Source organism: Bacteroides sp. AM10-21B (assembly GCF_003472565.1).
In the GTDB taxonomy this organism is placed as follows: domain Bacteria; phylum Bacteroidota; class Bacteroidia; order Bacteroidales; family Bacteroidaceae; genus Bacteroides; species Bacteroides propionicigenes.
The window spans coordinates 175,245-188,117 of the sequence record NZ_QRME01000006.1 but is presented as its reverse complement, the minus strand read 5'-3'; the positions used below and the strand labels follow the sequence as shown (position 1 = coordinate 188,117).

The following is a 12,873-nucleotide window of genomic DNA, read 5'->3' as shown; positions in this document are numbered from 1 at the left end:
GAACCTTTTAAAGTTCAGCTTTCATTTTTTATGCCTTATTCACCACTTGGGTTTTGTTTCAAGTTTGGATTAACGGAAATTGCATCAAATGGGAATGCGAAATATTCATGCTTGCCTTTTATGAAACCTGTCGTACCCTTGTTGGGATTTGAATATTCTACGTAGATACGATGCTCAGGTTCGCCTTTTGTGAAGAAAGCATCGTAAGCGGAAGGGATGTTCTTTCCATTATCTTTAACACCATCTGTGTCGCCCCAGCGTACCATGTCCGGAAAGCGAACTCCTTCAAGCCACATTTCGAAACTCTTCTCTTTTTTGACTTCGTCCAAAGTCAGTTGGGTAGAGATATGGTTTGAACCTGCACGTCGTTGGATGTCTTGAAGGCATTGAAGACCCAGTCCATCCGAGTCATCTGTTTGGGCACAAGCTTCGGCATACATCAAAAGAACTTCAGCATAACGGAAAATCGTCAAGTTTTTGAATCCCCAATTACCTTTTACGTTATCTTCTTTCCAAGCGATGAACTTATTGGCAAAATACTTCCCAAAACCATAAAGTCCTGTCTGGTCTTTAATACCAATCTGATCAGATTTTTTAAGTTGTTCAAGGGTTAATCCCTTATCCTTTGTTCCATTCCATTCCATTTCATAGAGAAACTCTTCATCGGTAAGGAATGTTGCTTTACGACGAGGAGAGTCACCGTCGTTGGCCAGCATGCGTTCAGCAAAGTCCGGACGAATGGAGTGACCGCCCCAACCATCAACACCTATGAATGAAGGCACAGAAGCTAATTTGTCAGTTCGCCAGTTCCAGAATTGGATAAACATCCAGCCTGTGCGCTGAATATTGTTGCTCCAGTCACCGATATTTGTATTTTGCACTACATTAGCTTGGAAAATCATCTCTTCACAAAGATCACCTGAGGTGTGGAAAAGATTTGCCCAGCGATCAGTAGGTACAAGTTCATATTTTCTGGATTGGATAACTTGCTTGAGGTTGTTTTTGGCACCTGCGTAGTCTCCCATAAAGAGACGAGCCTTACCTGCAAGGGTGAGAGCAAAGCCCTTAGTAACCTTTGATGCTCCAACTTGGTCTGTTGGACTTGTACGTTCATCAAGGTCATTAACAACAGCTTCTGCTTCTTTTGCACACCATTCAAGAAGTCCATTATGTCCGCCTTCATAGTTGGCAGGCTTTTCGTCTGCGGGGAGGATATGGTCAACCAATGGAGGACAATTCCAACCGATGGTAAGCATGAAATGTGCCCAGGCGCGGAGAACACGGGCTTCACCACATACACGTTTCTTGATGTCAGTAGTAGGTTCTATATTATCAAGGATAAGGTTGCTGTCGTAAATTACGCCATAAAGTCCCCAATAGGCATTCTTGATAACTTCGTTTTGTGAGTCATAACGAAATTCATTGAGCTGTGCACCGAAATCGTTGTCACCATAAAAGTTACCTGCTGCCAACATATCGTCACCGGGTTCATTGAAGAGTACGGGAAGAGCGACATAGATACCCTCATTACCAGCAATATTCAAACAAAATGACTGGTAGAGGTTGTTGAGCGCATTTTGTGCATCGTCATCGGTTTGGTAGAAGTTTTCAAACGGAATGACACCCTTCTGCCCAATGTTGAGGCGATCCTCACAAGCACTGAAGAGGAATGCAGCACCTAAAAGTGAATATATAATCTTTTTCATAATGAATATACTTTTTTTTTGAGTTTTTTCAAGTAAGACTTGTCTCGATTAGAATGAGAAACTAGCACCGAATGTACATTTCTTCATAGTGGGGTAAGAACCGATATCAAAACCTGCACCACCGTTTCTGCTTGTGGTTGCGGTTTCCGGATCCATACCCGGGTACTTGGAGAAAGTAAAGAAGTCATCCAAAGACACAAAGAAGCGGAGATTTTTGATTGCCACTTTCTGAGTAAGTCTCTTGGGTAAGGTGTAGCCGAGCTGGAGCTGCTTGATCTTGAAGTAGGAACCATTAAACATAGAAGCACTTGACCCCCAGAAATTAAGGTCTGTTGCTACTTGATCCGGTGCTGGCATGGAAGCCCCTTTGTTCTCCGGAGTCCAGGCGTTGTCCATATAGTATCTCAATGAGTTACGTAACGGGCTGTCTGCACGATAGAGGATATTGAAAATCTTATTGCCTGCTACACCGGTACCGAATGCTGTGAAGTCAATTCCTTTATATTCGAGGTTAATGGTGATACCGTAAGTGAATTTTGGAATGGCACTACCGATGTCTGTCATATCCTCATCAGTCAATTCTGAAGAGTTTACGATTTTACCTTCATGGTTGCGGAACTGAGGAGCACCTGTCTCTCTGTCGACACCGACATAGTCAAATGCTCGGAAATACCAAATGGAATGTCCTTCCTCAAATGCGGTATGTACCTTATTGTTTGTACCGTCTACACCGCCTTTGCTGGCTGTAATGCGTTGGAGGTCATCATAAAGGTATGTCACTTCGTTTTTCAATGTTGAGAAGTTAGCATTAACATTGTATGCAAGGTCTCCGATATGGTCTTTCCAGCTGGCTTCAAATTCAAAACCTTTGTTGTTCACTTCGCCGGCGTTTACGGTAGTTTGGTTTGTATAAACTTCAGGAACCGGATTGATCTTTACAAGAAGGTCTTTTGTGTTCTTGTTGTAGTAGTCAAGGCTAACCGTCAAACGATCGTTCAAGAAACGCATATCAAGACCGAGGTCCAACTGTTCGGATGTTTCCCATTTGAGGTTCGGGTTGGCAAGACCGGAAGGATAAGAACCATAGTATTGATCGGGGTTATTTCCGTATTGATACCAAGCTGAATTATAGCTGATAGGTGCGGTATACGGATAATTGTTGAGAACGTTGACATTACCATTACGACCCCAAGAGGCGCGGATTTTCAAGAATGAGAGAATATCGCTACTGATATTTTCTTTAATGAATTTTTCATTACTGATGGTCCAACCTGCAGACATTGAAGGGAATTTTCCCCAACGTTTGTCAGCCGGAAGTTTGGAAGTGTCAAATGCGTCAGCACGATAGTTGAACTGTAAACTATAACGGTTGTCATATGTATAGAGTAAACGACCGAAGTATGAGAGACTGGTTGAGACGCCCGGAAGGTTTCCGATACTTTTTGTTGTAGTCGAAGCTGAATTGACATAGTCTAGATACTTAAAGTTGTCAGCATCGCCGGAGAGAATTTTATTACCGCCTGAACCGGTAGCTGAAGCCGATACATTGTCCGAACGGTATTCCGTATAGGACATACCAATCATGGCGCCTACATTGTGTTTGTCAAACAATGTCTTGTTGAAGTTCGCAAAGTTTTCCCATTGGTAGTAGTGGTTGTTGTTGGCATTGGCCGAAATAGAGTAATCATCAGCTTTTGCCTGACCATTCATGTAGTATGGTTCGGAATAGTTATGTGAATTGCTCTGCGCAATGCGGTAAGAGAAGCGGGATGTCATCACAAGACCATCGATAGGAGTAAGATCTACGAAGGCTGTTCCGCGAACAGTGAAACCGGAGTTTTTTTGATTACGGCGGTCACGCTGAAGGAGCGGATTACCATTGTCGTCATTTTGGAATTTTGAAGTAGCGTAGTATTTGCCGTTTGGAGCGACAAGTATCTTGTCTGGGTTTGTGTTATATACATCCTTCATGCTTGTTGGAAAGTCATCGACGCTGTCCCAATATACAGGGGTCAACGGGTCGAGTAAGAGGGTTGATGCAAGCATGGAACCATAAGCGCTTTGGTGGGTAATGTTGCGGGTTGCCCATTTCTCAATAGAGGTGTTGGTACCGACCTTTATCCACTTATAAAGTTGGTAGTCCGCATTGAGCTGAGCGGTAAGACGGGTATAGGTATCTTTCTTGCCACGTACAATACCATCATTGTCAATGTAATTTATAGAAGTAAAGAAATGACCCTTGTCGTTACCGCCCTGGAATGTAACAGAGTGTTGGGTAGCCCAGCTGTTATCGAATACTTCTTTTACCCAGTTTGTCTCTTGAGGATTGTTGTAGTCAACGCCATTAGCTTCACATCGGGCCTCCATGTCGGTAAAGCCTGACATTTCTTTGTATTTAATCCAGTCTTTTGCACCGAACAGTTCGGGTGTCTTGCCAAGACGCTGGTTGATGGCTTTGAAAGAGTACGTAATTTTAGGACGACCGTTTGCACTACTACCGGTCTTTGTAGTAATGAGGACGACACCATTACCGGCTTGGGCACCATAAATTGCAGCTGAAGCAGCATCTTTTAGGACTTCCATTGATTCAATCATGGAAGGGTCAAGATATTGGATATTGTCAACCTTCAAACCATCGACAATCAATAGCGGACCAAGTTGGTCTGAGTTAGAAGAATAACCACGGATACGAATCTGTGCACCTTCACCGGGTGCACCGGATGTGTTTAAAATCTGTACACCGGCAGCCTTACCTTGAAGAGCTGCACCAGCATCAACAGTCGAAAGGTTTTTAATGTCATCCGAATTGACAGAGGCAACAGCACCTGTAAGGTCGCTTTTGCGTTGCACACCGTAACCTACAACAACAACTTCATCGAGGACTTTTGTGTCTTCTTCCAAACGGATATTGATTACACTACGACCATTGACGTTGATTGTTTGCGTTTTGTAACCTACAAAAGAAACGGTAAGGGTAGCATTGCCATTTTGTACAAGGAGAGAGTAGTTACCATTGAGATCGGTAATACAACCGTTGGTAGTTCCATCTTCGAGAATAGCAACACCAATCATTGGCTCAGAATCATTAGCTGAGACAACAGTACCTTTGACTTGGGTTTGTGCCATTGCTGTAGTACAGCAGAAAACAACAAACGCCAGCAACAACAAAATTCTTGTTTTCATAAGCATAGATTGGTAATTTTTAATAAATAATATGGTTTAGTATTAGATTGATTATATAAAAAAGTTTGCAATATATATTGTAAACCTTACTGCAAATTGTGTTTTTCTCTTTAATTTTTTCTCATAGGCAAAATACTTGTTTAGTTTAACAAAGATGAATAACTATATTTAAATAATTTATTCCTATCCTATCTCATAATAAGATAGGATAGGACAGTGAAATTTATTTTGATACCCCTTGTTTAGTTTGTATCACCGGCTGCATAGTACCGTCCGGGTTGTAATGTAGTTCGTCCACACATACGCTGCGCCGTCCTATTGCTCCGGCATGGCCATCGAGCGTTAGTGTAGCATTGTGATAGAATAGATACCATTTACCTTGGAACTCTATAATTCCCGGATGGATTGTGAAGCTGTTTTCTGCCATACCGGTCAACTCGCCTTGCGGTGTCCATGGACCTTCCATACTGGGTGCGGTAGCATAAGATATGGTTTCGCGTCCTTGTCCGAAGGATGCATATGTAAGGTAGTATAAATCTCCGTGTTTATGTAGCCAGGGACCTTCAACGTAGCGGGGTAAGTCTACTACTTGAATATCACCGTCAATTTCGATAAGATTGGGTTTCAGTTTGGCAAGGAAGCAAGTGCCGTTTCCCCAAGAAAGCCAGGCTTGCCCGTTCGCATCGATGAAAGCTGTAGGATCTATGTCGTTCCACCAGCCACGAGCACCGTTGGAAGTCATGTCGTCAGTAACGAGGGGTTTACCTATTGCATCGGTGAAAGGACCGGTGGGGGTATCACCGATTGCCACACCAATAGCTTTACTGTTGTAAGGTTCGCCGGCTTGCACGGTGGTATAGTAATAGAATTTTCCGTTGTGTTCTATCACCTGTGATGCCCATGCTTCACCTATTCCCCATTTAAAGTCAGTAGGTTTCAATACGACACCGTGGTCAGTCCATGTCTGCATATCTTGGGTGGAATAGCAGAGCCATTCGGTGATGTTGAATTCTTTGCCGCCGTGAGCGGTGTCTTGACCTTCGTAAAATTCGTCGTGTCCTACGTAAAGATAGAGAGTGCCATCGTGTACAAGCGGAGCCGGGTCTGCTGTAAATTTGTCTTTAATAAGCGGGTTGCCTGTGTTGCGGAAAGTGGGCAACTGTGGGCGTTGTGTACATCCTGTGAGAAGGACAATGGCACAAAAAACAAGGAGAAGATTCTTTTTCATATATCTTTATGTTATTAAATAGTATTAATTGTTAAGGTGCGATAAGGCATAAATCTTAATGCAAAAATAACCCTGCAATATGTTTATAGGCTTATATTTTTAGATATTCAGTTTGTAAAATTAGATATATCAGAAAAATATAAGCCGTTCTTTTACTTTAATAGCTTGTTCACTGCATTGACCAAGTAGATGTAATCGGGTGCCAGCGGAATTACGTACTCGTTCTCGCTCCAGTGGAATTGGTAATCGTCACGGTTTTCCGGGAAGTCCGGTTTAAGGAGACGAACCCCCGGCACTATACCTCCGGGGATGAATGAATGATCGGCGCGGTTGTTGCCGTAGCCTATTTTCTTGGGTTGGGCACCCACTCCCGATACAAATGAACGGTTATGATAGGGGTGGCAACCGTAGATGTAGTTTAAATTACGGAACACCAGTTCCGGGTCGACCAGTTCCGGGAAGATTTTATGGATTTGGTAATTGGTGATACCATTGCGGAGTATCGTGCCGTTGCCTGCCCAGTTGCTCAAGCTGATACCAATGCCGAAAGGAGTCTTGCTTTCCAGTTTGGTTTGTTGTGCTATATATGTTTCAATCTGCGGCTTCATCTGTTGTTTGAAAGCATCATCCATAAACGGTAACAGGCGGATAATGAAACTTGTGTTCCTGCCGAACTGTTGGGTCAAGCCGGGCAGCAGCTCGTCTACCCGCGCCTTATAAATCTCATTACCTGTGGTACGCCATAATTCAAAGGCGGCACGGCATTCGTTATTCTCTTTTTTTCCGGTTTGGCGGCTGTGTTCGTCTTTCCAGATAAATTCGGCTATGCGTAAGGCTTCTTTGGCAAGTGGAGGATTGAGGGTGGGCAGAGCACGTGCAGCTGCGGCAAGCGCAGTGGCCGTACCATAGTTGAGGGCAGGGGTACGGTTGGTGAATGCCATACGGTCGTCTTCATTGCCTACAATACCATCGGTTTTGGTCACGGCATCACCTAAATGGCGGTATTGATAGAGATGTGATTCATTGATGCCCGGAATGGCGTATCCTACAGCATTGACTTGTGCCACGAGCTGCAATACGCCATGTTCTATTTGCTGCAAAACATCCGGTTTGCCGTCAGGCAGATGTATTTCGGTGTAACGAGCTTTCTGATTGATGGTCGTTTCATCGTGGGTGAGGGCAAATTCTTCCCAAATATCCACCAATGACTGTACGGTTTGCTGTTGCGAAGGTGTTTGGATGTCGAAGTCTCCGGCATCAAACCAGCCTCCTACATTCAGTCCGGGGATGTGTTGTCCGGGCTTGAATCTGTTGTCTGTGCTCGGTCCCTGTCTCCAGCCGTCCCAATGCGAGTAGTTCACCGGTGCTTGGCGGGCATCGTCCAAGTGGGCTGCACCGTGCCATACGCGATAGGCTTCACGGACAAACATATGATCCATTTGTACCGGCATGAAGACATCCAGCGTAGGATACCAAGCGCGTTGATATACATCCGTATCAATAGGGAACGGGCCGCTTAGCTGTTCGCCGTAAGCTATTTTATAAATACCGGGTTCTTTCACTTGCGAGAAGTCGAATTGCAGGTAGTTATAGCGGGTGTATATACCCCATGCAGTAGGCTTGCCCGACAGGGCTGTTGCCAAAGAACCGTCTGCATTTACCTTATAGAGGGTGGCGTTTGAAAGTGGCTTGTCGTTTTTGTCTAATTCTATCACGGCCATTTTCTGTTGCGCAGGATGATAACCCACTTGCGAATAGCTGATGGTAGGAGTGCGTAACCAGCGGGTATCGGTTTCGGCTTGTATGAACCATTCGGCTATTTTACCTGTTTTGCCGGCAGGCAATAGGGTGCGCACCACGAAAGTTCCGTTTTGCTGTTTGTCACGTCCGTCAAAGAGCATTAGCTTGCTGTCTTCCAATGTGGTACGGATTGTGACGTGTTTCATCGGAGCATCGGGAGCTATTTCAATTTTAGTACCGGTAGCCATTGGAGTAGGTTCAACAATGCCGTTGATAACAGTCATGTTGTCGGCTGCCGAGGTGGGGAACAGTCCCGGTTTGCCGTCCATCAGGTAGGAGTGCTCAAAAAATACGGGTGGAAAGAACTCCATATTCAGTCCGGCTACTCCAACCAATGAGTCGGGTAGCGCTTTGTCTGTCGATATGCTGAGGTAGAAACCGCCATCACGGGCTTCTCCGGTCAATGTATATGCAAAAGAGTATTGGGGGTATTCCAGATTCACATCGATACGTTTAGCCTCTTTGTCTACGGTGCGGTTTACAAATCTGGGCAGCTTGTCCCATTGTCCCGGTGTGGGGTTGAGACGAACATCACCGTTGGTAGCTGTACGAACTCCATGGTGAATAATCTCGACGGCGCTGACTTTGGAGTCATCGAACATGGCATCGTAGTTGTTGTTAAAGACGAAATAGTTCAGCCCGCGAGTTTCGAAATAGCTGGAATCGTTTAACACCAAGTTATTGACCTGTGTGAATGACGGAGAGCCGCCCTGCCCGCAGGCGCTGAGCAATGATAGCCCGACGACTGCTGAGGCGGCTTTGTAGCATAATGATGAGAATGAATGGTGTTTGTTCATGAGGTAATGATATTAAAGGATTTGAGGATACCAGCCGCAGATTATTCAAAACTTATCCAGTCTACGGCTACCGGATTTCCTCCGGTTTGTGTAACAATCAAGTCCTGCATACCTGTAGGTGCATTACGCACGCTTGTACTGATTTCTGTCCATTTCTCGGATGGCTTTATGGGTAATTCGGCAATGGCCATACCTTTGTCACCGGGAGTCCGCAGGGTTATCGTCCCTCCTTTTTCTGAGCGCACACGTGCTTTGAGACGTTTTACGGGTGCATTGCCGAAATCTACTCTGTTATATGCCACCCATGTGTCTGCTCTGTGGAATAAAGTCTGCCATCCCTCGAATGTATTGGAGGGGTTCAAGTAGTCGATGGAAACTCCATAAGGGCTTATTGCAGAGTAGCGGTCAATCTGTATTTTGCTGCGTGCATCGGTTGTCCCCACGCCGCGCAGTGTCGGTCTCACTTTCTTGATAGTGCCGTCTGCATTGAAGAAAAGCGAGTCGATGCGTGCCGAACGGTTTTTGTCGAAATTGGGAGAATAATCATTATGGTGGTAGAAGAGATACCACTGGCCGTTGTATTCCGTAATAGAGTGGTGGTTGGTCCAGCAACCGGAGGGTGACTCATCCATGATTATCCCTTTAAAGTCAAACGGCCCCATCGGGCTGTCTCCCATGGCGTAAGCCAGGGTTTCGGTCTTGTCTTGTACCCAAGGGAAGGTGAGGTAATATTTGCCGTTGTGCTTAAATGCGTACGGGCCTTCCTTGAAGCCTTTGGAAGGCAAGCCTTGCACTTGCATCGGTTCAGAGGCGAGTTCGGTCATGTTCGGTTTCAGTTTGGCAACCGATAATCCGCGTCCGGACCAGTACATATATGCTTCTCCGTCTGTGTCAATGAGCACGCAGGGGTCAATGCCGAATACTCCTTTTATCGGTTCGGCTTCCGGTGTGAACGGTCCTTCCGGGCTGTCGGCAGTGGCTACACCGATGCTGAAACCGCGTTTGCCTTCACCTTTGGGAGTACTGGGGAAGTAGAAATAGTATTTTCCGTCTTTGTACACGCAGTCGGGAGCCCACATAGAGTAAGAGTCGGGCTGTACCCAAGGTACATCGTTTTGGGTGAGAATGACACCGTGGTCTGTCCAGTCCGTCAGGTTGGTTGAGGAGAATACGTGATAGTCAGCCATACAGAACCATTCTTTCAGACGGTCGATGGGACTGGGGATGTCGTGCGAAGGATACATATATACCTTGCCGTTGAACACTCGCGCCGTAGGATCGGCGGTAAATTGGTTTCTGATAACCGGGTTTTGTGCCTGCGTACTTGCGATAGTAACTGCTGCAGAGAGTAGAAGGAAAAGTCTTTTCATAATATTATAAATTGTTACATATTGCAAATGTAACGGGCATGCCCTTTCTTTTCCTTATACTTTTAGATACAACTCTTATATTTTTAAGTAAAGACTACGGTTTTTATCACAGCGGTTTGCGATATGAGCGGGGAAGAGTTGTGAGCATAATCCCGGTTTGTCAGGTTGGTAATGCGGAAGTGCACGATGGATAATGCCGCCAAGCTATAAGTAAAACCTCGTTTTCCAGCTGCGGGCTGTCCGGTTGCCAACTGCGGGACGGAGAGCCCGCAACTGGAAACCGTCGGGCCCGCAGCTGGAAAACGAAGAAAACAACGTAGGGAAAAAACATTACTTCTGAAGCATTGCCGTATTTGTGACGAAGCAAATGAACATTTACCACGAAGGAAATGGCGGTAGCATGAGCCGTGGTTGCAAACATTACCATAAATTAATACCCCTGTTGTCCTACAATATAAGATAAATCCCTATCTTTGTGGCGTTTTTAGCTAAACAAAGATTTCAAATTAATTAAGATACAACAAAAAATGGCACAAGAAGACGTTTTTAAGAAACTCGTATCACACTGCAAGGAATACGGATTCGTGTTCCCTTCAAGCGACATCTACGACGGCTTGGGAGCCGTATACGACTACGGACAGATGGGTGTGGAACTGAAAAATAACATCAAACAATACTGGTGGCAGAGCATGGTGCTGCTGCACGAAAACATAGTAGGCATTGATTCGGCTATCTTCATGCACCCCACAATCTGGAAGGCAAGCGGGCACGTAGATGCGTTCAACGACCCTTTGATTGATAACCGCGATTCGAAGAAGCGTTATCGTGCCGATGTTTTGATTGAAGACCAACTCGCCAAATATGACGACAAGATAAACAAGGAAGTGGCCAAAGCCGCCAAGCGTTTCGGCGAGGCTTTTGACGAAGCGCAGTTCCGCAGCACGAATGCCCGTGTACTGGAACATCAGGCTAAGCGTGACGCTTTGCACGAACGTTTTGCCAAAGCGTTGAATGATAACAATCTTGACGAACTTCGCCAGATTATCCTTGACGAAGAAATTGTTTGCCCCATCAGCGGTACAAAGAACTGGACGGAAGTTCGTCAGTTCAACCTGATGTTTACCACCGAAATGGGTTCTACCTCGGAAGGCGCCATGAAGATTTATCTTCGCCCGGAAACGGCTCAGGGTATCTTCGTGAACTATCTGAACGTACAGAAGACAGGCCGTATGAAGATTCCTTTCGGTATCGCACAAATCGGCAAGGCTTTCCGTAATGAGATTGTTGCTCGCCAGTTCATCTTCCGTATGCGTGAGTTCGAGCAGATGGAAATGCAGTTCTTCGTAAAACCGGGCACTGAACTCGACTGGTTCAAGACGTGGAAAGCTACCCGGTTGAAATGGCACAAGGCACTGGGCTTTGGTGACGACCATTATCGCTATCACGATCACGACAAGCTTGCCCACTATGCCAATGCGGCTACTGACATCGAGTTCCTGATGCCTTTCGGCTTCAAGGAAGTGGAAGGTATCCACAGCCGTACGAACTTCGACTTGTCTCAGCACGAGAAATTCTCCGGTAAGAACATCAAGTATTTTGACCCGGAAACCAATGAAAGCTACACTCCGTACGTCATCGAAACCTCTATCGGTGTAGACCGTATGTTCCTTAGCATCATGTCAGCTTCTTATTGCGAGGAGCAGTTGGAGAATGGCGAGACGCGTGTTGTCCTGAAGTTGCCTGCAGCATTGGCTCCGGTGAAACTGGCCGTTATGCCGTTGGTAAAGAAAGACGGGCTGCCCGAAAAGGCCCGCGAGATTATCGACGACCTGAAGTTCCACTTCCACTGCCAGTATGATGAGAAAGACAGCATCGGCAAGCGTTATCGCCGCCAAGATGCTATCGGTACTCCGTACTGTGTGACGGTAGACCACCAGACCTTGGAAGACAACTGCGTGACTCTGCGTAACCGTGATACGATGCAGCAAGAGCGTGTGGCTATCTCCGAACTGAACAATATCATTGCAGACCGCGTAAGCATTACGTCTTTGCTGAAGACGCTGCAATAAGAAATAATAGTAATTCCGTAATTTATAATTAGATGAAGAGACCGTTCCTTTTGTTTTTACCTTTCTTGCTATTTGTGGCAGGTGCGTTTGTGGCTTGCGAAGAAGTGGAGGAAGCCGGTAAGTATGATAATTGGCAACCGCGCAACGAAGCTTTTATTGACTCTATAAAGGGGAAGACAGGCGACAGGCTTGTGCTTACAGCTGAAGATGCCGATAAGATGGAAGAGGGTGAGTTGTTTGCTATACAAGTGCCGACAACCAGCACGAATATAGTACCTCAGTATGTATATTGCAAGAAACTTGTAAAGAATAACACTGGAGAACGTCCTAATTTCGACGGATATAATTCTACTGTTGAGGCTTTCTACTATGGAACTCTCATCACGGGTGATGAGTTTGACGGTAACTTTGACGGTTATGGAGCAACAGACCGCGATATATCATTGCCTTTAACCGATTCGTCCAAATGGCCCACAGTTTTCAATTCTTCGTCTGAATTTACTGTTTCGGGAGTTATTCCGGGATGGACGTGGACTTTGCAGTATATGCGGGTAGGTGAACGCTGGATGCTGTATATTCCTTGGCAAAGCGGATACGGTTCAAGCGGCAGTTCATCCGGTTCTATTCCGGGCTATACATCATTGACGTTTGATGTGTATTTGACAGGACTTGTTGAATAAACGAATTTGATACAAACAGAAAAGGTGATAAAGAATACGC

At 45.5% G+C, this 12,873-nt stretch carries 7 protein-coding genes; 2 read left to right on the top strand and 5 right to left on the bottom strand.

Annotated features, from left to right (window positions below; all coding sequences use genetic code 11):
- Positions 1–35: 35 nt before the first annotated feature.
- The 5 genes from DW121_RS09680 to DW121_RS09660 all read right to left on the bottom strand — a co-directional run bounded on the left by DW121_RS09680 (position 36) and on the right by DW121_RS09660 (position 10,084).
- Positions 36–1,706, bottom strand: coding sequence for a RagB/SusD family nutrient uptake outer membrane protein (locus tag DW121_RS09680; protein WP_117711705.1), 1,671 nt, complete (start codon positions 1,704–1,706; stop codon positions 36–38).
- 48 nt (positions 1,707–1,754) lie between these two features.
- A complete protein-coding gene (locus tag DW121_RS09675) occupies positions 1,755–4,889 on the bottom strand; it encodes a SusC/RagA family TonB-linked outer membrane protein (RefSeq protein WP_233514888.1) in 3,135 nt (1,044 codons plus the stop codon).
- Between the two features lie 223 nt (positions 4,890–5,112).
- Positions 5,113–6,117 carry a glycoside hydrolase family 43 protein gene (locus tag DW121_RS09670; protein ID WP_117711641.1) on the bottom strand — a complete coding sequence of 335 codons (1,005 nt, stop codon included), beginning with the start codon at positions 6,115–6,117 and terminating at the stop codon, positions 5,113–5,115.
- A 152-nt stretch (positions 6,118–6,269) separates the two neighbouring features.
- Positions 6,270–8,714 carry a glycoside hydrolase family 9 protein gene (locus DW121_RS09665; protein WP_118323663.1) on the bottom strand — a complete coding sequence of 815 codons (2,445 nt, stop codon included), beginning with the start codon at positions 8,712–8,714 and terminating at the stop codon, positions 6,270–6,272.
- Between the two features lie 41 nt (positions 8,715–8,755).
- Positions 8,756–10,084: a family 43 glycosylhydrolase gene (locus DW121_RS09660; protein WP_118323662.1), complete on the bottom strand. Its 1,329-nt coding sequence runs from the start codon at positions 10,082–10,084 to the stop codon at positions 8,756–8,758.
- Positions 10,085–10,611: 527 nt separating this feature from the next.
- Here DW121_RS09660 and DW121_RS09655 point away from each other — a divergent pair.
- Entirely contained in the window at positions 10,612–12,153 is a 1,542-nt protein-coding gene (locus tag DW121_RS09655) for a glycine--tRNA ligase (RefSeq protein ID WP_117711638.1), read from the top strand.
- A 32-nt stretch (positions 12,154–12,185) separates the two neighbouring features.
- A complete protein-coding gene (locus tag DW121_RS09650; RefSeq protein WP_117711637.1) occupies positions 12,186–12,833 on the top strand; it encodes an FKBP-type peptidyl-prolyl cis-trans isomerase in 648 nt (215 codons plus the stop codon).
- Positions 12,834–12,873: the final 40 nt, after the last annotated feature.